The sequence below is a fragment of the Marinobacter zhejiangensis genome, assembly GCF_900114775.1.
Taxonomy (GTDB): Bacteria; Pseudomonadota; Gammaproteobacteria; order Pseudomonadales; family Oleiphilaceae; genus Marinobacter; species Marinobacter zhejiangensis.
On the sequence record NZ_FOUE01000001.1, the window covers coordinates 181,834 to 203,249 of the forward strand.

17 protein-coding genes are annotated in these 21,416 nt (G+C 59.3%); 9 read left to right on the forward strand and 8 right to left on the reverse strand.

Going from position 1 to position 21,416, the window contains the following annotated elements:
• Positions 1–16: 16 nt before the first annotated feature.
• Positions 17–490 carry a Dps family protein gene (locus tag BMZ67_RS00790; RefSeq protein ID WP_092020023.1) on the reverse strand — a complete coding sequence of 158 codons (474 nt, stop codon included), beginning with the start codon at positions 488–490 and terminating at the stop codon, positions 17–19.
• A gap of 264 nt (positions 491–754) precedes the next feature.
• On the opposite strand from BMZ67_RS00790, the gene BMZ67_RS00795 reads away from it, so the two are divergent.
• Entirely contained in the window at positions 755–1,039 is a 285-nt protein-coding gene (locus BMZ67_RS00795; protein WP_175481806.1) for a DUF2061 domain-containing protein, read from the forward strand.
• On the opposite strand, the gene ccoG is transcribed toward BMZ67_RS00795, so the two are convergent.
• The 3 genes from ccoG to BMZ67_RS00810 form a co-directional block, all read right to left on the reverse strand.
• Entirely contained in the window at positions 1,003–2,397 is a 1,395-nt protein-coding gene (ccoG, locus tag BMZ67_RS00800) for a cytochrome c oxidase accessory protein CcoG (protein WP_092020024.1), read from the reverse strand. The genes BMZ67_RS00795 and ccoG overlap by 37 nt on opposite strands.
• Positions 2,398–2,485: 88 nt before the next feature.
• Positions 2,486–3,895: an aminotransferase-like domain-containing protein gene (locus tag BMZ67_RS00805; RefSeq protein ID WP_092020871.1), complete on the reverse strand. Its 1,410-nt coding sequence runs from the start codon at positions 3,893–3,895 to the stop codon at positions 2,486–2,488.
• Between the two features lie 11 nt (positions 3,896–3,906).
• Entirely contained in the window at positions 3,907–5,349 is a 1,443-nt protein-coding gene (locus BMZ67_RS00810) for a dihydrolipoyl dehydrogenase (protein WP_092020025.1), read from the reverse strand.
• A gap of 189 nt (positions 5,350–5,538) precedes the next feature.
• Between BMZ67_RS00810 and BMZ67_RS00815 the strand changes: the two genes are divergently transcribed.
• Positions 5,539–6,192 carry a LysE family translocator gene (locus BMZ67_RS00815; RefSeq protein WP_092020026.1) on the forward strand — a complete coding sequence of 218 codons (654 nt, stop codon included), beginning with the start codon at positions 5,539–5,541 and terminating at the stop codon, positions 6,190–6,192.
• Between the two features lie 44 nt (positions 6,193–6,236).
• On the opposite strand, the gene BMZ67_RS00820 is transcribed toward BMZ67_RS00815, so the two are convergent.
• A complete protein-coding gene (locus tag BMZ67_RS00820; protein WP_092020027.1) occupies positions 6,237–7,307 on the reverse strand; it encodes a 3-deoxy-7-phosphoheptulonate synthase in 1,071 nt (356 codons plus the stop codon).
• A 343-nt stretch (positions 7,308–7,650) separates the two neighbouring features.
• Here BMZ67_RS00820 and BMZ67_RS00825 point away from each other — a divergent pair, with 343 nt between their 5' ends.
• On the forward strand, positions 7,651–8,433 hold the full coding sequence (locus BMZ67_RS00825) for a secretin N-terminal domain-containing protein (RefSeq protein WP_092020028.1): 783 nt from the start codon (positions 7,651–7,653) through the stop codon (positions 8,431–8,433).
• 9 nt (positions 8,434–8,442) lie between these two features.
• Here BMZ67_RS00825 and BMZ67_RS00830 read toward each other — a convergent pair whose 3' ends face one another.
• Positions 8,443–8,925, reverse strand: coding sequence for a DnaJ domain-containing protein (locus tag BMZ67_RS00830; RefSeq protein ID WP_092020029.1), 483 nt, complete (start codon positions 8,923–8,925; stop codon positions 8,443–8,445).
• A gap of 325 nt (positions 8,926–9,250) precedes the next feature.
• On the opposite strand from BMZ67_RS00830, the gene BMZ67_RS00835 reads away from it, so the two are divergent.
• Positions 9,251–10,336, forward strand: a complete 1,086-nt coding sequence (locus BMZ67_RS00835) for an efflux RND transporter periplasmic adaptor subunit (protein ID WP_092020030.1) — start codon at positions 9,251–9,253, stop codon at positions 10,334–10,336.
• The gene (locus BMZ67_RS00840; protein WP_092020031.1) at positions 10,336–13,410 is read left to right on the forward strand and encodes an efflux RND transporter permease subunit; all 3,075 of its coding nucleotides are present in this window, start codon (positions 10,336–10,338) and stop codon (positions 13,408–13,410) included. The genes BMZ67_RS00835 and BMZ67_RS00840 overlap by 1 nt, the downstream gene beginning before the upstream one ends.
• A gap of 49 nt (positions 13,411–13,459) precedes the next feature.
• Here BMZ67_RS00840 and BMZ67_RS00845 read toward each other — a convergent pair whose 3' ends face one another.
• Both BMZ67_RS00845 and BMZ67_RS00850 read right to left on the reverse strand, forming a co-directional pair.
• Entirely contained in the window at positions 13,460–14,407 is a 948-nt protein-coding gene (locus BMZ67_RS00845) for an AraC family transcriptional regulator (RefSeq protein ID WP_175481807.1), read from the reverse strand.
• Positions 14,408–14,540: 133 nt separating this feature from the next.
• On the reverse strand, positions 14,541–16,211 hold the full coding sequence (locus tag BMZ67_RS00850) for a putative bifunctional diguanylate cyclase/phosphodiesterase (protein WP_092020033.1): 1,671 nt from the start codon (positions 16,209–16,211) through the stop codon (positions 14,541–14,543).
• Positions 16,212–16,442: 231 nt separating this feature from the next.
• On the opposite strand from BMZ67_RS00850, the gene BMZ67_RS00855 reads away from it, so the two are divergent.
• From BMZ67_RS00855 to BMZ67_RS00870, 4 genes are all read left to right on the forward strand, one after another.
• Positions 16,443–18,041 (forward strand): methyl-accepting chemotaxis protein, encoded by a 1,599-nt coding sequence (locus tag BMZ67_RS00855; RefSeq protein WP_092020034.1) that lies wholly within the window; start codon positions 16,443–16,445, stop codon positions 18,039–18,041.
• 87 nt (positions 18,042–18,128) lie between these two features.
• On the forward strand, positions 18,129–18,452 hold the full coding sequence (locus BMZ67_RS00860; protein WP_092020035.1) for a DUF3301 domain-containing protein: 324 nt from the start codon (positions 18,129–18,131) through the stop codon (positions 18,450–18,452).
• A 209-nt stretch (positions 18,453–18,661) separates the two neighbouring features.
• Positions 18,662–19,984 (forward strand): substrate-binding domain-containing protein, encoded by a 1,323-nt coding sequence (locus tag BMZ67_RS00865; protein WP_245749830.1) that lies wholly within the window; start codon positions 18,662–18,664, stop codon positions 19,982–19,984.
• Positions 19,985–20,113: 129 nt separating this feature from the next.
• Entirely contained in the window at positions 20,114–21,409 is a 1,296-nt protein-coding gene (locus tag BMZ67_RS00870; protein WP_092020036.1) for a pyridoxal phosphate-dependent aminotransferase, read from the forward strand.
• Positions 21,410–21,416 lie beyond the last annotated feature (7 nt).

A 21,416-nucleotide genomic window follows, 5' to 3' on the forward strand; every position in this document is an offset into this window, starting at 1 on the left:
AAAGGAATCGCCAGGCTTATTCGCCGAGGTAGCTGCGGTACATCCACACCAGCTTTTCCTGCTGAGAGATGTAATCGCTCATCAGCGCCACGGTCCCTTCGTCATCAGCATCACCAGCCATGGCCAGCAGTTCACGCTGCTTTTTGATCAACTTGGCAAAGCTCTCGACAATCTCACTGACCGCCGTGCGACCGTCAGAGACATCCTTGCTTTCGCTGACTTCGGAACGCTCCAGGTAGGCACTGTAAGCGTGAACTGGCCGATGCCCAAGGGTCAGTACCCGTTCGGCGACTTCATCCACTTTCATCAGCAGGTCGTTATAGAGTTCCTCGAACTTGACGTGCAGTTCGAAGAAACGCTCGCCCTTGATGTTCCAGTGATACCCGCGGACGTTCATATAGAAAATCTGGTAGTTCGCCAACAGGCCATTCAGTGCATCCGCCAGGGATTGGGTCTTGGCGGTGTCCAGTCCAATGATGTTCGTCGTCATGTAAGAGCTCCCTTCACGTTCGTCAAATGTGCCAGCTGACACTGGGTTCATAGGCAACACTATAGCCACCCTGATGGCGTCCGTGAAATTTATCCATTCAATTCAAACAATAGTTGTCACCTATTGAAAATTCACTCAACAATGAACAAATTGATAGCTGTTACCTATCAAGGTCAGAGAAACAGATTTATCGATAAGGTTTCTCATTTACTGTTCAATTGACTCATACACACTTAGTCATCTGAACGTCATCAGGAGTCGGCTATGAGCGCATTAAAAGCCTTTGTCCATCATCACGGAACGGCAGGTGACCAGTCGTTGCTTAAGACCGCTACCTTTGCCATGACCCACTTCAGCGTTGCCTTTACCGTGGCCTACCTGCTCACTGGGGACGTCTGGGTTGGCGGACTCATCGCAATGGTGGAGCCCGCTATCAACACCGTCGCCTATTTCATCCATGAGAAGGTGTGGCAAGGCCGGTTACACCGTGCAAGCAGCCTTGCCAAACCAGATCAGTACCACGCCGGCCCGGTGAAGGCACTGCCCTGACGGGCCGAATGCTCCGGTTCCAGGCGGTTCACTGCGGTGAAGATCAGCTCGGTACTCAACTGCTCCAACTGTTCCGGCGGGACAGAGACCACCAACGCCAGGTCTCGGCTTTCACCGGGCGCCAATGTGATGTCCGTCGAACCTTCCAGCGCCAGGCCAGCTGGACCTTCCACGGCCAGCTGGTACTGGCCAGTCACCGTCGACTTGTTCAGCAACCGCAGCTGGTAGCTGTTCTCAACCCGGCCAGCGCCATCGTAACGAAACAGCGTGCGGTCCTTGGCCACATCGAGGCTGACCAGCGGACGAGACGCCACCGCCCACACCAACGCCGCCACCATCACCCCCAACACCACCGCATACCCCGCCAACCTCGGCCGGAAGGGGCGGAAACGCCCACCTGCCAACTGGTTCTGGCTGGCATAGCGAACCAGCCCACGGTCATAGCCCATCCGGTCCATGATCGAATCACAGGCATCAATGCAGGCTGCGCACCCAATGCAGGCCATCTGTAAGCCATCACGAATGTCGATGCCCGTGGGACAGACCTGAACGCATTGCTGGCAGTCGATACAGTCCCCCAACCCCTGCTTGGCCGGGGCAACTTCGCGCTTGCGATGCCCTCGCGGCTCACCGCGGGCGCTGTCATAGCTGATCACCACTGAGTCGTCGTCGAGCATCACGGACTGGAATCGCCCGTAAGGGCACATGTGCAGACACACCTTTTCCCTCAGCCAGCCGGCGTTGATATAGGTGGCGGCAGTGAAGAAAAACAGCCAGAACGCAGTCATTGCACCGGTTTCCAGGGTCAGCAGCTCGGTGACCAAAGGCCGGATTGGCGTGAAGTAGCCGACAAAAGTCAACGCAGTGGCGGCACTGATCAGCAACCACAACCCGTGCTTCTGGAACCGGCGAAACAGCTTGTCCGCGCCCCACGGCGCCTGGTTCAGGCGAATGCGCTGGTTGCGGTCGCCTTCCGTGACCTTTTCCGCCCACAGGAACAACCAGGTCCACATACTCTGGGGACAGGCGTAACCACACCAGACCCGCCCGGCCAAGACCGTGATAAAAAACAGGCCAAAGGCGCAGACCACCAGGCCTGCCATCAGCAGGGTCAGGTCCTCTGGCCAGAAGGTGGCGCCAAAAATATGGAACTGACGCTGACTGATATCCCACAACACCGCCTGCTGGCCGTTCCAGGGCAACCAAACGGTGCCGAAGTACAGGAAAAACAACAGGACGCCACCGCCGATACGCAGGTTCCGGAAGCGACCGCTGAAGCCTTTGGTGACAATGGGTTGTGAGGTGGCCGGTCGATGGTTGGCCACAGGAATGTTGGTGACGGGAATACGTTCAGTCATGGCTGACCCCTGATAAACATTGGTGCGGCACCAGTGTCGTCGCTCAGAAGCCAGAGAAACAGAATCAGTTTGGCGATATTAAAGCGTATCAGTTGTTGGCCAGCAGCTGCCCAAGGCGCGCTACAGCCCGCTCCAGCCCGTCTGACCAGGGCTGACCATAATTCAGCCGCAGGCAGTGGCGAAACTCGCGGGTGGCGGAAAACATCGGCCCCGGCGCCAAGCTGATCCCTTCGGCAGCCGCCCGCTGGAATAAATCCAGGGTATCAACCTGCGCAGGCAACTCCAGCCAAAGAAAGTAACCACCATCGGGCCGGGTAAACCGAACATCTTTCGGAAAGTATCGATCAATTGCCGCAAACATCTGGTGTTTCTGGCTTTCCAGACGCGCTCGCAACCCCCGCAGGTGGCGGTCAAACCCGCCAAACTCGAGATAGTCGGCAATGGCGGCCTGGGCCGGGACCGACGCCGACAGGGTCGTCATCAGCTTCAGCCGCTGGATAGCTTCGGCGTAGCGACCTGCCGACACCCAGCCCACCCGGTAGCCCGGCGCCAGGCACTTGGAAAATGAACTGCAGTGCATCACCAGCCCATCACGATCAAAGGCCTTGGTCATCACCGGGGCCTGACTGCCGTAGTACAGTTCCCCATACACATCATCTTCCACCAGTGGCACCTGATGCCGGTGCAGCAGCTCCACCAACCGCTGTTTGCGTTCTGTCGGCAACGACACCCCGGTGGGGTTCTGGAAGTTGGTCATGAACCAACAGGCTTTAATGTCGTGACTCTTCAGCGCCCCTGCCAGGGCATCCAGGTCGATACCATTGCGGGGGTCGACAGGGATCGGCACAGCCTGCAACTTGAGACGCTCCAGCACCTGCAGGCAGGCGTAAAAAGCCGGCGCCTCGATCGCCACCAGATCTCCGGGACTGGTCACCGCCTGGAGACACAGGTTCAACGCTTCCAGCGCCCCATCCGTGACCAGGATTTCCTCCACAGGTACCGACACACCGGCAATGCCATAACGAACCGCGATCTGCCTGCGCAGGTTGAGATTGCCCGGCGGAAGATCCGCCACCACCGACCCCAGATCCATCAAACGGGTAGCCTTGGCCATGGAGCGTGCCAGCCGTTGCATGGGAAACAGCGACGGTCCGGGAAAGGCCGAGCCGAGGGGGACCTGCCTTGCATCCCGAATGGCCTGCAGCAACGAGAACACCAGCTCACTGACATCCACGGGCGTTGAGGTCGTGCCTTCCGGGACGGACAGGGGCGATGGCAAGGCGTGATGACTCAGACTGGTAACAAAGTAACCGGACTTCGGACGGGCATGGATCAACCCCAGGTTTTCCAAATGATAGTAGGCGCGAAAAACGGTGGACGGGCTGACCTTGTAGGTACGGCTCGCCAGCCGGACAGACGGAATCCGGCTGCCCGGCTGCAGTGCACCGGAACGGATCAATTCAGCAATGTCCTGAGCCAGCTGTTCGTAGCGCTTCATCACGGCCCCATTCATGCGCCCGGGCCACAGTCCATACAGTTTTTGACCACTTCCGGGCCAATATGGAGCTTGTGATTCAGGTCCTTGAGAGCGGATCGCAGCCCCTCCTCCACCACCGGGTGGTAGAACGGCATGTCCAGCATGTCACTGACCGTCATCCGTTTCTGGGCGGCCCAGGCCAGAAGATGGCCAATATGTTCGGCAGCCGGGCCAAACATCTCAGCACCAAGAAACAGGCCCGTTCCCTGCTCGCCATACACTCGCAGCAATCCACGGTTCCGGCCCATCACCCGGCTGCGCCCCTGGTTCTCAAATGACACCTGACCAACGGCAAAGCACCCCCGGCACTGCTCGTCGACCTGGTCGATGGTCAGCCCAACGGTGGCAATCTGCGGATCTGTAAACGCCACCGCCAGTGGCGTCCGCCGCAACCCCGAACGAACATCTGGATAGCGCCCGGCATTGTCACCGGCAATCCGCCCTTCATCCGCCGCCTCATGCAATAACGGCAGATCATTATTGGCGTCACCGGCAATGAAGATGGGGCTATCACCACACTGGAGGGTAAATCGATCGAACAGCGGCAGCCCGTGGTCGTCCAGAGCGATCCCGGCCTTATCCAGCGCGAGGCCATCTACATTTGGCCTGCGCCCGGTCGCCGCCAGCAGGTAGTCGAAGGTTTCTGTCACTTCACCGCGATCACCGTTACGGAAACAAACCTCTACACCCTTCTCCGTTCGGCGGACCGAAGACACCTCGGCGGCCGGGTCAAGGGCAAACTCCCGGTTGAAGGTCTCTAACGCGTACTGGCTGATCTGGGGATCACGAATCGGCCCCACCGCGCCACTGCGGCCGAACATCCGCACACGCACCCCCAACCGGCTCAGCGCCTGCCCCAGTTCAAGTCCGATCACGCCGGGCCCGAATACCGCCACCGACTCGGGCAAATCCTCCAGCTCAAACAGGTCGTCGTTGACCATCAATCGATCACCGGCAGCCTGCAAAAAGGAAGGGATATGGGGGCGGGAGCCGGTCGCAATCACGATACGACGGGCTTCCAGTTCCAGGTCATCACCAATGGCCAGACGGTTGCGGTCGAGAAAACGGGCAGGCCCCATCAGTCGCTGGGTTTGCGGAAAGCTTTCTACCGTTTCCACCACCGAGGCCACAAACCGATCCCGTTCCTGACGCACCCGGGCCATCACGGCACGACCGTCCACCCGGACTTCGCCAGGCGAGACCCCAAACATGGGCGCTGTCTTCAGGCCATGGGCAGCCTCAGCCGCTGCAATCAGGAGCTTGCTGGGCATGCACCCAACCCGGGCACACATGGTCCCATAGCGGTCTGACTCGATGAGCGCAATCCGGTCCGTGTGCTTGCGGGCAGCGAAATAGGCGGTCATTCCGGCGGTGCCCGCACCAATAATCGCAATATCAACCTGCTGCTTGTTCACGTCAGTCACTCCTTAGCAAAGGCGAATCAATCCGAGGTCCCCCTGAATAGCACCGGGCAGACCGGGAACGCAACCGTACCGCTCAATAAAAGGTGTGGTAGCTAACCAATACCAAACACACAGGACATTTTGGCCGGGGGCCATTATGCTAAGCGGCTATTAATTCCAGTAAGGGAGGCGCTGCCGTCCATGCAAAGCTATTGGCCTGAATTTCTGACGGTTGCGATTGTCCACCTGCTTGCCGTCGCCAGCCCCGGTCCCGACTTTGCGGTCATGATCCGCCAGGCACTGTGCCAGGCCCGTCGTAATGCCCTGCTGACAGCCTTCGGCATTGGTGTTGGCATTCTGGTCCACGTCACCTATTCCCTGCTCGGCATTGGCCTGATCATTCAGCAGTCGCTCGTTCTGTTCAGCATTCTCAAGGTGGTTGGCGCGATTTACCTGACCTGGATTGCCATCCAGTGCCTGCGTTCCAAAGGTGGCAGCATTCACGTTGAAACCAACGGTGCCTCCCAACAGAGTGGCGCTGCGGCGTTTCGCCTGGGCTTCCTCACCAATGCCCTCAACCCGAAGGCGACCCTGTTCTTTGTGTCGCTGTTTTCCGTCCTGATCAGTCCGGACACGCCCATTGCCATCCAGACCGCTTACGGACTGTACATAGCCATTGCTACCGGGCTCTGGTTCACCCTGGTGGCAGTGTTCTTCGCCCAGCCCCGGGTGCGCAGGGCGTTCAGCCGCTTCGGCCACTGGCTGGACCGGATGATGGGGGGCATCCTGCTGTTACTGGCAGGGCAGTTGCTTTTCTCTACGGTAGCTGGGGCAACGGAACCCGCCACCCAGTAAGCCAGCCCGACAAGGCCGGCTCAAAGATACTGCGCCCTCACTCCTCAGAGTGAGCGCAGCAGTGTTTCAGTCTGTTCCCAACCGATGCACGGATCGGTAATCGAGCAGCCGTAGAGCAGATCGTCACTGTCGTCCTGGCGACCTGCTTCGAGGAAGCTCTCCAGCATCAGGCCACGGATATGCCGGTTACCCGCCGCTTTCTGGGCCATAACCTCACGGGCGATATCCAGCTGCCGCTCTGCCTGTTTCTGGGCATTGTCATGGCTGCAGTCCACCATCACCGCCGTTGACAAACCCGCCGCTTCGAGCGCATCCACGGCTTCGGCAATGCTGCCGGCGTCGTAGTTGGTGATGCCGCGACCACCCCGCAGGACGATATGGGTATCTACATTGCCAGCCGTTGTAACCATGGCCGGTAGTCCCTGTTCGGTAATCCCCAGGCGATGATGGGAATGGGCTGCAGACTTCATCGCATTGATGGCCACAGCCAGGCCGCCGTCTGTGCCATTCTTGAAACCAACCGGCATCGGCAAACCACTGACCAGTTCCCGATGAATCTGCGACTCTGTCGTCCGCGCGCCAATCGCCGTCCAGCTCACCAAGTCATCCAGGTAGTCCATGGCCAGCGGGCTCAGGGCTTCTGTGGCAATGGGCAGCCCCAGCCGTGCCAGGTTCAACAGCAGGCGACGGGAACGCTGCAAGCCCTGGTTGAGATCTCCGGCTCCGGTGCGCTCCGGGTCGTACAACAACCCTTTCCAGCCTACCGTGGTGCGGGGTTTTTCCAGGTACGCCCGAACCACGATCAGGAAGCGGTCGCTGACTTCATCCGCCAAGGCAGCCAGTTTCTCGCCATACTCCAGTGCGGCCACTTCGTCGTGAACCGAGCAGGGGCCGACAACCACCAGCGTCCGGCTGTCTTCCCCCCGCAACACCCGGCGGATAGCAGCACGGTGGCGCTCGATCTGGGCAGCCAATTCCGTGGATACCGGCAGTTCGGTACGAAGCTGCACGGGTGTGGGCAGAATCATGGCATTGCTCTCCCTGGCCGGTATGGTTGTTGGCTGAGCAGCCCCTGTGGCGGACTCAAGGGTGTCAATGGTCAGCGGCATATTCATGTCAGTGTTCCCGTTCCCTGTATCAGAATCAAAAAAGCCCCGGCTGGGCTACCAGTCGGGGCTTCTTGAGTCCGGTGGCAGCCTGGTTTTTTTGCCGGGCTGCCTTCCTCGTTGTTCGGTCGATGAAGATCTTATGGGCGGCCCGGGCTCTGGCTAAAATAAAAGCCATAACCAAACCACCAGAAAAACACAGCAGCAACCGCAGCCATCCGTTCAGGGATAACTGACAAAACATTCAATTGACAGGTCGCGTGTGTCGTCTTCATGCTGAACACTATATAACCCGGGTTTCAACCAATGCAACCCGTTTGTACCAATTCCCTGAGAATGACCGATAATCGCCATGGCCTGTCTACAACCCAAATTCGCCCTGCGCACCCTGTTACTGCTGGGCAGTCTGCTGCTGTCGCTACCTCTGCTGGCCGCCACCCAAAGCTGGCAACTGCATAACCGCCCCGCCAGTGACGTAGCCAGCCAGCTCCGCCAGCTCTACCCGACAGAACAGGCCGCCATCACCGCCCAGGGACAACAGCTGTTCGTTCGAGGCGAAGCGGCCATTCTTGAAGAAATCGATCAGCTTATTGAAACCATGGATGTTGCCCCGGTGCAGTTTCGCGTCACCGTCCGCAGCCTCGGCCAGGACAACGGTGTGCGCCAGGGCGCTGGCGTGAGCATTACCAACAATAATGTCAACGTCGGTGGTGAGCACCGGGTAACTTCGACCCAGCGGGTTCGCGAGCAGTCATTGATCATTCTCGACGGCCAGTCCGCTCACATCCACTCCGGTCAGATTCGGGTAGTGCCGGTGGCCGTTCAGGGAGGATTCAATCCGGCGGCACTTTATCAACAAGTGCGCATACGCAGCGGTTTTATCGTCAACCCCCGGCTGATTTCAGAGCGCCAGGTGGAGCTGAATGTGATGGCATTCGATAACATGCCGGACGAAGACCAGCCGGGGTTCGAAACCCAGGCTGTCATGACCTCACGTCGCATCACCCCAGGCTCCTGGGTTGAACTGGGCAGCACCAGTCAGACCCACCAGGGCAGTGAAACCGGCCTGGTGTACGAAGTGGGCCAGCATCGCCTGGAAAATCAGCGCTACGAAGTACAGGTCGACATCCTCTGAAGCGCCCCGTCAGCCGACGCGTTCAAGTAACACGGCTTTTGCCTCATTGACCTTGGCGGCCAGGTAGTCACTGCCGCCGCGGTCCGGGTGAATTTTCTGCATCAGTTTCCGATGCGCAGCCACGACGTCATCGCGGCTGCAGTTCTCGTCAACACCCAGAATTTCACAGGCTTCCCTGACCGACATCCGACCGGACGATGGGCCACTCTGCTGTCCGCCCTCACCCGGCTGATGATGTTGTTTCTGGCCGGTTAACCACGGCAGATACCGGAGCAGAGATGGCAACTTTTTCAGCAATGGCAACAACGCTGCAATACCGGCGGTGATCACGTGGATCCGCCCGGTCAGCACCAAGACCAGCAGCACCCCTGCGAAGCCCGCCAGCACCAGTTTCCAGCCGTTGCGCTTGCGTTGCTCCGGCGACATCGCCCCCCAATACTTAAGCACCCAGAATACCAGCAGGGTGAGCGCAATTCCCAAAACCCAATGCATACCTTCACTCGCCCTCTATCAACATTCGGTTACTCGCACCACCTGGCTGGTGCCGAATATCTCACCTTTTATATACGTAAAAACCCTACCTCCCCCGTGACAACCATAAAGCCAAGTGTGTAGGATCCTATAGTTTGGGCATGATGTCGGCAAATTATCGAGAGGAATCCGCACAGTACCAGATTTTCCCGGTACTTTTCCTACCGTTTAATGACGCCTGTATGGAGCCCGTTTCATAAAAATGATAACCGGATAGAAGTAGCATTAGCGGCTCAGAAGCCCCGACGCTGCTAAACACATGGAAACGTAATCCAGGGTCCAGACCATGCGCACAGCCTCCCGATTTTTGATTGTCCTCATCATTCTTGGTGTCGTACTCGGCGGCCTTTTTGGCTACAAGTTCTACCAGTTTGGCCAGATGAAAGCGATGTTCTCGCAGCCCCAGCCACCGGCGATTATTTCGGCGACAACTGCGCGGACCGACGCCTGGACGCCCTCCCAAAAAGCGGTGGGCAGCGTAACCGCGGTCAACGGTATAGACGTTGCCAATGAAGTGGCCGGTGTGGTCGAGAGTATTCACTTTGAGTCGGGTGACCAGGTTCAGAAAGGCGACATTCTCTTGCGCCTGAACGCCGCCATCGACGAAGCCGCGCTGCGCACCCGCCGCGCCGAAGCCAGCCTCGCGGCACAGGAATTCAAGCGGGTCTCCGACCTGTTGCCACGACGGGCTGTGTCCCAGTCCCAGTTCGATGAAGCCAAGGCCAACTACGATGCCGCCCAGGCACGGGTTGTCGAAGCCGAGGCGATCCTCAGCAAAAAGGTCATCCGCGCTCCGTTCAGCGGCACCCTGGGTCTGCGGATGGTGGATCAGGGTCAGTACCTGGCGACCGGAACCTCCATTGTTGAAATTAACATGCTGGATCCGATCTATGTGGATTACACCCTGTCGGAACAGGATCTGCCTCTGGTCGATATCGATTACGGAGTGACCGTGACCGTGGCCGCCCTGCCACAGGAAACTTTCAGCGGGAAGGTCAGCGCCATCAACACCTCCGTTAACCCGGAAACCCGCACTGTGCGGATTCGGGCTACCCTGGCCAACCCGGACAACAGCCTCAAGCCGGGCATGTTCGCCACCATCCAGACCCGGCAGCCCGACGCGGTGGAAATGGTTACGGTTCCGCTGACCGCGGTCTCCTACAACACCTATGGCGATTTCGTGTTCGTCATAGAAAAGAACGAGAACGACCAGTTGGTGGTCAACCGCCGTACCGTTATGACCAGTGAGACTCGTGGCGAGCGGGTAGCCATCACCAGCGGCCTCAGCGAAGGCGAACAAATCGTATCCAAGGGATTGCTGCGCCTGCGGGCGGGCCAATCGGTGGCCATTCAGGAAGAGGCGGCTGAGTAATGAAATTCACCGACATATTCGTACAGCGACCGGTGCTGGCGACCGTGGTCAGCTTGCTGATCCTGTTGCTGGGTACCCGGGCTGCCATGGACATGGAAATCCGACAGTACCCTAAGCTGGAAAACACCACGGTCACCGTCACCACGGTTTATCCGGGTGCCAGCTCCGATCTGGTTAAAGGCTTCATCACCAACCCGCTGCAGCAGGCAATCGCCGAAGCCAGCGGCATTGACTACCTGACGTCCACCAGCTCCCAGGGCATGTCCACTATCCAGGCCAAGATGGTGCTGAACTATGACGCCAACGCGGCCCTGGCAGAAATACAGGCCAAGGTCGCCAGCCAGCGCAACGTGCTGCCCTCGGACGCTCAGGACCCGGTCATCACCTCCACTACCGGTGACTCCACGGCGCTGATGTACATCGCCTTTTACAGCTCCGAGCTGGATGTTCCCCAGATCACCGACTACCTGGCCCGTGTCGTCCAACCCAAACTGCAAGCGCTGCCGGGCGTCGGCAAGGCCCAGCTTCTGGGACGTAAGTTTGCCCTGCGGGTATGGCTGGACCCTGAGCGGCTGTCTGCTGTCGATATGACGCCTCAGGAAGTGGTCGACATCCTCCGGCGCAACAACTACCAGGCTGGTATCGGTAATACCGAAGGCCTCTACACCAAGATCAGCATGACCAGCGATACCGATGTCGCGGACCCTGAACAGTTCAAGGACCTGGTCATCCGGGAGTCCGGCGGCACCCTGATCCGCCTGCGGGATATCGCCCGGGTGGAGCTGGGCTCTGAGTCCTACGACAGTCTGGCCCTGTACAAAGGCCAGCCCGCGACCTACGTCGCCATTGAGCTGTCCCCGGGGGCCAACCCACTCACGGTCGCTAACCTGGTCAAGGACCTGCTGCCGGACATCGAACGCCAGCTGCCAGCCGGCCTGGACGTCCGCCTGGCCTATGACGCCTCAGACTTCATCGACGACTCCATCAACGAAGTCATCCAGACCCTGCTGGAAGCCCTGGTGATCGTACTGGTCATCGTGTTCCTCACCCTGGGCTCATTGCGGGCGGCGATCGTGCCTTCCGTGGCGGTTCCGCTGTCGCTGGTGGGCGGCGCCTTCGTCATGCTAACCCTGGGCTTCTCGCTCAACCTGCTCACGCTGCTGTCGATGGTTCTGGCCATCGGGCTGGTGGTGGACGACGCCATCATCATGGTGGAGAACGTTCACCGCCACATCGAGGCAGGTGAGACCCGGTTTAACGCTGCCCTCAACGGTGCCCGGGAGATGGCGGTACCCATTATTGCCATGACCACCACCCTGGTGGCGGTGTATGCCCCCATCGGGTTCATGGGTGGCCTGACCGGCGCACTGTTTACCGAGTTCGCCTTCACCCTCGCCGGCACCGTGGTGATCTCCGGCATCGTCGCCCTGACTCTGTCACCGATGATGTCTGGCAAGGTGCTCAAGCCCCACGGCAACCCCGGCAAATTCGAGGTTGTGGTAGAGCGTACCTTCACCGGCCTGGCCAACGGCTACAAAAGAGCCCTGTCATCGGTTCTGGAAACCATTCCTGTGGTCATTTTCTTCGGTCTGGTGGTGGTAGCCTCCATCTACCTGATGGCCATGATGAGCCAGAGCGAACTGGCGCCAACCGAAGACCAGGGCATCCTGTTCTACCAGGGTCTTGGCCCACAGACTGCCAACCTGGACTACTTGCAGGAACACGGTGACGAAGTCCAGCAACGGATGTCCACGGTGGAAGGCTACAACGAAGACTTCATGATCATCGGCATCACCAGCCCCAATGCGGTGTTCGGTGGCTTCAAGATGGCACCGTGGAGTGAGCGGGACATCACCCAGTTCGACGTGCAACCGGTTCTGCAGCGGGAGCTGAGCCAAGTGACTGGTCTGCAGACGGCGGTGTTCCCACGACCTTCGCTGCCCGGCTCCGACGGTCTGCCGTTCCAGTTCGTGATCACCACCGGCGAGGATTACGACCGCCTGGATGACGTCGCCAACGAGCTGCTGGGGCGGGCAATGCAGAGCGGTAACTTCATGTTCCTGCAGAAGTCCATCAACTTCGATCGCCCGGTCACCAACATTCATGTGGACCGGGATCGGGTCGCCGACCTCGGGCTGTCGATGCAGGATGTCGGTCAGGCGCTATCCAGCATGCTGGGTGGCGGCTATATCAACTGGTTCAGCATGCAGGAACGCTCCTATCAGGTCATTCCTCAGGTCGACCGTGATTTCCGCGCCAGCGCCGAAGCCCTGGATTCCTATTACATCCGTGCCGATAACGGAGAGCTGGTTCCGCTGGGCAGCGTAATCAGTTTCAAGCGTAGCGTCGAGCCGTCACAGCGAACCCAGTTCAACCAGCTTAACTCCCTGACCCTCCAGGGTGTGGTCATGCCCGGCGTCACCTCTGGCGATGCCATGGCATTCATGGAGCAGGCGGCGGGAGAAGTACTGCCCCAAGGCTTTGACTTCGACTACACCGGCGAAAGCCGGCAGCTGGCCACCGAAGGCAGCGCCCTCATGGTGACGCTGTTCCTGGCACTGTTGGTGATCTACCTGGTCCTCGCAGCCCAGTTTGAAAGCTGGCGCGACCCGCTGATCATTCTGGTGTCGGTCCCCATGTCGATTGCGGGAGCAATGGCGTTCATTTTCCTTGGCTTTACCACCATCAACATCTACACCCAGGTGGGCCTGATCACCCTGATCGGTGTGGTCGCCAAGAACGGCATCCTGATCGTGGAATTCGCCAACCAGCTTCAGCAGGAACGTGGGCTGGACAAGCGGCAGGCAGTGATCGAAGCGGCCTCCATTCGTCTGCGGCCGATCATCATGACGTCGCTGGCCCTGATTGTAGCGATGGTGCCATTGCTGATCGCCAGCGGCGCCGGCGCCCAAAGCCGCTTTGCGATTGGTATCACCATCACCACCGGGCTCGGCATCGGCACCCTGTTTACGCTGTTTGTCCTGCCAGCGGTTTACATCCTGATGGCCCGGGAGCACCACGACGTGACCCCCGCCCAGATTGAACAGCCGCAGACGGCGACAGGAAGTCACTAATAGAAGAGACGCAAACAAAAAGCCCGGTTCAACGCCGGGCTTTTTTGATTCAGGCGCTGGCGGCAGAAACCTCAGACTCATCCGCCAGCACCGCTCGTCGCAGCTGTACGGTCTCTTTGGGCAGTTCGCCAAAGTGTTCACGATAGAGGGCCGCAAACCGCCCCGTATGGGTAAAGCCCTCGTCACTGGCAAAACGGGAGATATTGACCTGCTCGCCTTGGCAGTCCACTAACCGCTCACGCACCCGGCTCAACCGACAGCGTTGATGGAATCGGTAGGGGGTCATCCCAATGTGGCTGTTCATCAGGTAGTAAAGGTTACGCTCACTGACACCCGCACACCTTGCCAGCTCGGCAAGATCAAAGGTCCAGTCCACCTCGGACTGCATCTTGACAATGGCCCGCCCAATGCGGCGATCCAGGACCATGGACTGGGCAAAGGTGTTCGAATGCTGCCCCTTAAGCCAGCCGACTACGCAGGACTGCAAACGCCGGGTTTCAGCGATCGCATGAGCGTGATCGTAAAAGAACAGGCTACGCTGCAGATACCCAAGCACGGTATCCCGGATTCCATTGAGCACCTCAGACGTGAGTATCTCGCGACGGGAAAACACCTTCTTTGGGAAACGCAAAACCGTACTTTGAAAGCCAGCCGACACCACCAGGTCGATCTTCTCGCCAGGGCTTAGCACGAAGACTCCAGAGTCCATCGGGTCATCATCGAGCCGCCCGATCAGCTCGATCGCGCCCTCGTGTACCAGCCCAATGACAAAATAGGGGCCGTTATAACCGGTAAGACGAAAACCTGCCTCGGACCCGGTACAACTGATACTGCCTTTATCGGTCACCAGCTCGGAAATAAAGCCCCGAGCAGAGTGGCTTCGATCAATGCGGAGTTCCAAGCGGGCATCGCCATTCAGATATCGCAACGCCGCCAGCCACTCGCAAGACTTCGCGCACTGCAACCGCAGATAAGCCTGCAGCTCGCGATACTTCATGTTGTGGTCATCCATAATCAAGTACTGCTTATCTACCGCCAGATGACCCCACTATTCCAGCAGCCGATCTTTTTCGTCGATGTCCGATATTGCAGATCGTAATAATAAGTCACTTTTTGCCTGTTCTCTTGATCTAGATCAAGAATACCTGACACAGGTCCGACCACTCCATTGGCTCTGCCAGCAGGTAGCCCTGCCCCTTGGTACAACCCAGTTCGATAAGTCGCTCACGCTGTCCGGGCGTTTCGATACCTTCCGCCAGTACGTTGAGGCCAAGCGCCCTCGCCATGCCAAGAATCGCCGATACAATCTGACAGTCCGCATCTGCATCGGTTAGCGAAGCGATGAACTGGCGATCAATTTTCAGGGTGTGGATAGGAAGGGTGTGCAAGTACGCCAGAGAAGAATACCCGGTTCCAAAATCGTCCAGAGCTATGCGGACACCGCATTGTTCCAGGTGTTCCAGGTTTTTGAGGCAAGAGGAGGTCAGCCCCATCAGCTGGGTTTCGGTGATCTCCAGTTCCGGCACCCAGCCCAGCCGCCGGGTCTGCTCGAGCAGTGGTGTCAACAGCTGCTCCAACTGGCAATCGGCGAACTGACCTGCCGATACATTGAAGGCGAGCCCCAAGCCGGGACTGGCGGAGGGTGTCAGGTCCGACAGGTCGGCCGCCACCATATGGGTAACACGCTCGGTTAGCAGCGCCATCAAACCGCGCTGCTCCGCAATGGGGATGAACTCCGCCGGCGATACCGCTCCAAACTCAGGGTGGTGCCAACGCACCAGCACCTCGATTCCGACCGGCTGCCCGGACAACAACTCAAACTGTGGCTGATAGACAACACTGAACTCATCCGCCATGGTCTTCAGCGACGCCACCAGGGCCTCGGCAATGCGTTGGTGCTGCAGGCCAGGTTCCGACTCCTCCTCCCGGTAGCGGCGGAAGCAGCCCCCACCCGTAGACTTCGCGCTGTACATGGCGCAATCGGAATGTTTGAGCAGACTGTCCCCGTCCCGGCCATCGTCCGGAAACACTGCCGCACCCACCGACACCGACAGAAAAAACGCTTTGTCCGCCACCACCAAAGGGCCCTGAAACGCCTCGACGATCCGGGGGCCCAGCGCCTCCAGCCCCTCCCGCCCCGCACCAAGATCAATGATGGCCGCGAACTCATCGCCCGAAAGCCGCGCCAGTACGTCAGGCTCCTGGATGACCTGACGCAGGACCAACGATGCCTGTCGGAGCAGGGCATCGCCGACGTCATGGCCATGCAGGTCGTTGACCCCCTTAAAGAAGTCCAGGTCGACATAGACCACAGCAAAGACGCCCCCACCCTGATCGCCTTGGGATACCCTGGCGTCAAGAAACTCCCGGAACAGCCGTCGGTTTGGCAAGTCCGTCAGGTCATCGAAATAGGCCATCGATTCCAGGGCGCCCCCCTGGGGGCTGAGCTCACTTACATCCAGGAAGGCACCGGCATACAGCTTTCGACCTTCCTGGTCTATCTGGAAGATGCGCAACCACTGAGGGTACAGCTGCCCGCATTTCCGGCGGTTCCAGATCACCCCTTCCCAACGCCCCAGAGACGCCAGCGACTGCCACATCGCCCGGTAGAAGTCCTCGCTATGAAGCCCGGAACTGAGCACCGAGGGTTTACAGCCAATAATTTCGTCCCAGTCGTACCCTGTCACCCGACAGAACTGTTGATTGACGTAGAGAATCTGGGGGGCGTCGGTGGCCAGCAGGATTGCTCGCGGGTGCTGATCAACCAACTGTTTAAAACTCCGCTCTGAGAGTGCTTCCATGGATTACCTGCGTTCTAGTTTTCACGTGGCTTACTGCACCTTGGAACACAGTCGAGAATAAGCCATTCTCGTTTTCACCCCAGCCTCATATTGCAAACTTTGCGGTTTTCGCTGCGAGTTGCGACCAACTCGGCGCATTAATCCGAAAATCTGCAATATCCGGCTATCTTTCAGGACCTTAAGGGCGATAGTGCATACAGCGACTCGATGTTTCAGGAAACTATAAAAACAATGCGACACAACGAACCCGTGACCCAGAAAGAAAGCCTGTACCCCGATTCCTACCACCTCATCACCACCACTGACCTGACCAGCCGAATCACGGCTGTTAATGACGACTTCTGTGAAGTGGCCGGCTTCTGCCCGGAAGAGCTGATCGGGGAATACCACAACATCATCCGTCACCCGGACATGCCACCTCAGGCGTTCGGCAATCTGTGGGAAACCCTCCGTTCGGGAGAATCCTGGAAAGGGCTGGTCAAAAACCGCTGCAAAAATGGCGACCACTATTGGGTCGATGCGTTTGTGACACCGATCCGCCGGAACGGCGAGGTGGTGGAGTACCAGTCGGTGCGCTCCAAACCCACACCAGAGCAGGTCAAGCGAGCGGAGAAGGTCTACCAGGCCTGGCGCCGGGGCAAGGTGCCGCGGCGCTATCTGGCATCCAGGCTGTCGACAGTCCAGAAGACCGCTGTCCTGCTGGCTGTCGCCGCCCTGGCGGTACTGACCCTTGGGCTGGGCAAATGGCCCGCAGCCGAGATTGCCATGGCAGAGCTCCTGCTCCTGGTCATCGGAGCCACCACACTGGCCCTGACCGCGCCGATAGCGCGGGCTACCCGGGCCGCCAAACAGGGCATTCACCCCGCCATGCCATACATTTACACCGGACGACGGGACGAAGCGGCCTGGATCGAGTTTGAGCGCCAGAAAAAGGACTCGACCTTGCGAGCCGTCTCCGCCCGTATGCACGCCAACGTCGGCGACATCCACAGTCGCAAGGATCAGGCCATAGCGTGGATTACCAGCTCCGCCAGCAGCATTCGCAACCAGCAGAGTGACATTCATGACATTGCCCGGGCCTTTGATGAGCTGTCCGAATGCGTCAATCGGGTCAGTGAACTAACCGATCAAACCCAGGAGTCAACGATCGACGCCGAGTCTTCGGCACAGGCCTGCCAGGATCAAATGAACAGCATGACCCGCTCCCTCCAGGCCCTGTCCCAGGAACTGAAAACCGCCAATGAGGAGGTGCTGAGCCTGTCGTCCCGGAGCCGCGATATCGGCATGGTGCTGGATGTGATCAACGACATTGCCGAACAGACCAACCTGCTGGCCCTGAATGCCGCCATTGAGGCGGCCCGGGCGGGTGATGCCGGGCGCGGCTTTGCGGTGGTTGCCGACCAGGTTCGCAGCCTGGCCCACCGGACCCACGACTCCACCCGGGAGATCGAAACCATCATCCGCTCGCTGCAGACCGAGTCCAGTTCCGTTGCCGAAGTCATCAACCAGGGCACACAAACCTGTGACCACACCACCAGTATCGCCGACAAAACCGTTGCCGCCCTCGATTCCACCCGCCGTGACATCGGTGTCATCGCTGCCTGCTCCCATGAGGTCGCTGCCGCCACCGAACAGCAGGCTGCGCTGACCGTTCAGGTGAAGCAACAGGCAACCCGGTTACTGGAGCTGGGCACACAGTCGGTGGAAAGCAGCCATTGCGCCCAGCAGGAGTCCGAGCACCTGGCTGGCAACGTTGACCAGGCCCACCTGCTCAGCAACCACTTCCTCGATATGCTGCGCCGAACCCCGGTTGTCCCGTCCAGCGACTAGCTCGATCACTACACCGTGCCACTCGCACTTCGGGTGCGCACGGTGTAGTCTGACCTCCTGATTCCCAACCCAAGGCAATACCTTCACGTGACTCTAGGCACCCTGTTCTGGCTCTTTGTTCTGGGCTTTGTCATCTGGTATTGGTGGCGTGCCAAAGCCATCAAGGATTCCGTGCTTACCGCAGCCAAGAACTACTGCCGCACGATGGATGTGATGCTGCTGGACGATGCGGTTTATCTCCGTGGCCTCTGGTTCAAACGAGACCAGCAGGGGCGGATTCGAGTCTGGCGACGGTTCCTGTTTGACTTTACTGCCACCGGCGAGGAGCGCTATACGGGCCGGGTGATTATGCTGGGGCAACGGATCGAACATATGGAACTTGAGCCCCACCGCTTTAACCACTTTCAGTAGTCTCCTAACGGCCTGAGCCAGGTCCCACCCGGCTTCGCTACAATCCGTTACACACCTGTCATGCAAATGTCATAAAACTGACGCAATCTGGGCGCGCCCACTTTAGGGGCCGCCCGGCCAGCTCCCGGATCATACCCAGCGCTGCATCCAGAGCTGATCCTGAGTTAACCAGAGGCTCCCCCTGCTTTCACCCACTAAGGAGCGCCTTAATGGCACGCATGCTTCGTACATTGGCCCTGCTGGCCCTAGCCAGCGTTACCCTGCCAGCCTGGTCCCAGACCTACGATATCGATATCCACGGCTCCAACACGATTGGCGCCGCCCTCGGCCCAATGCTGATGACCGGTTTCCTTGAGCAGTACACTGGCGGCAATGTCACCAGCCAGAGCGGGAGTCAGGAAAACGAACAGGTACTGAGCGCCCAAAACAACGGCACCCCGATCAATATCCGCGTGGCGGCCCACGGCTCCAGCACCGGGTTCCGCGCACTCGCCGATGGCACCGCCGATATCTGGGCCTCCTCCCGCCCGGCCAAAGCCACAGAAATCGAAGCCATGGCGGGCACCGCCGACCTGACCAACCTGGACAGCGAGCACGTGATCGCTATTGACGGTCTGGCCATCCTGGTTCACAACAGCAACCCGCTGAATAGCATCAGCATTGATGACCTGGGCAAAGTGTTCTCCGGCCAGATCTCCAACTGGTCCCAGCTTGGCGGTGCCAACGAAGCGATTCGCCTGTACGCCCGTGACGACAAATCCGGTACCTGGGACACCTTCAAGTCACTGGTGCTCGGCCGCAGTTACACCCTGGCACCAACCGCCTTCCGCTACGAGTCCAACGACCAGCTCTCCGACGATGTCTCCCGCGACCCCGCTGCCATTGGCTTCGCCGGCTTGGCCTCGGTACGTAATGCTAAGCTGCTGGCGGTTTCCGACGGCGATGCCCCGGCCCTCAAACCCAACCAGCTGACCGTGGCCAGCGAAGACTACCCCCTGGCCAGACGCCTGTTCCTGTATACCCGCGGCACTAACAACCCGGCCCTGGCCAACGAATTCCTGGAGTTCGTGCAAAGCCCCGCTGGCCAGGACATCGTGGCGGAGTCCGGGTTCATCTCCCAGAACCCCATTGCGATGGATCCGGAGTATGACGCCTCGGTCCCCGAGAGCTTCAAAACCCTGACCCAGCAGTATCGACGTCTCACCGTCAACTTCCGCTTTGCGGAGGGCCGTAGCCGGCTGGACAACAAGGCACAACGGGATCTGCAGCGCGTTGTCGACTATCTCAACCGCGAAAACCAGAATCCCAACGATGTCCTGCTGATTGGCTTTGCCGACCAACAGGTTGATGAACTCCGGGCCCAGATGATCTCCGAGCTGCGCGCCCTCGCCGTCAGCCGGGCGCTGCGCCAGGCTGGCAGTGACGTCCGCAGCTATACCGGATACGGGCATTACATGCCGGTCGGCTCGGCCGGCGGTCACACTGGCGAGCAGCGTAACGGCCGCGTGGAAGTCTGGATCCGCAACCACTAAAAGCCCCTGACGAAGGAGGATGGGTTCATCGCCCCCTCCTTCGGCAAATGCCTATAGGCCACCCCTGCTGTCCCCGCCCAAGGTTTCCTATACTGCCGGTATATGTTCACTACCGCAGAACGGAAAACCATGGACATCCAAACTGACCGCCACTACGCCATCAACCTCAACGTCCGGGGCATTCAGCCGTCGTCGACCCTGCGCATCAATGAGATCAGCAACCAGCTGCGCCAGGAAGGCAAAGACATCATCAAGCTGGGCCTGGGGCAGTCGCCGTTCCCGGTTCCCGACCGTGTGGTCAAGGCGCTGCAACAGCACGCCCATGAAAAAGACTACCTGCCGGTCAAGGGGCTGAAGGCCTTACGCGAATCCATCGCCGGCTACATCAACCGCAGCGAGCGCATGCGGTGTACCTGGGAGGACGTGCTGATTGGCCCGGGCTCCAAAGAGCTGCTGTTCATTCTCCAGCTTGCCTATTACGGCGACCTGCTCATTCCCCGCCCAAGCTGGGTGTCCTATGCGCCCCAGGCGAGAATCATCGGTCGTTCGGTTCACTGGCTGCCAACCCATGCCGAGAACAACTGGCAGCTGACCGCGGAAGAACTGGACATTGTCTGCCGCGACGACGCCTCGCGCCCGCGCATCCTGATCCTCAACTACCCGTCCAACCCGACGGGCTGCACCTACACCGACGATCAGTTGCTGGCCATTGCCAATGTTGCCCGCAAGTACAAGCTGATCGTGCTGTCGGACGAAATCTACGGCGAGGTTCAGTTTGATGGAAAACACAAATCCATTGCCCGTTACTACCCGGAAGGCACCATCATCAGTACCGGCCTGAGCAAATGGGCCGGTGCGGGTGGCTGGCGCCTCGGGACTTTCATTTTCCCGGCAGAACTCCGCCCCCTGCAAGACGCCATGGCGATCATCGCCAGCGAGACCTACACCGCTACCAGTGCGCCTATCCAGTACGCCGCCATTGCCGCTTTTGATGGCGGTGACGACATGGACACCTACCTGCACCATTCCCGCCGGGTATTGCAGGTGGTCGGTGAATACCTGCACCGTCGCCTGACCGACATGGGGGCCTCCGTTCGCAAACCGGAAGGCGCGTTCTACCTGTTCCCGGACTTCTCCGACTTCCGTGACGCCCTCGCCCAGCGAGACCTCCTTACCAGCCAGGCCATGTGCCAGTCACTGCTTGAGGACACCGGCGTTGCCATCCTCCCAGCCAGCGATTTTGGCTTTGTGCCTGACCACCTCGGGGCCCGCATAGCCTTTGTCGATTTCGACGGTGCCCAGGCGCTGGCGCTGGCTCAGGAAGACTATGCCGAACGGGCGCTGGATGAAGAGTTCGTCAGGCTCGCCTGCCCCCGGCTGGTGCTGGCGATGGACAAGATGGAGAAGTGGCTGGGCAAACTGTAACGCAAGC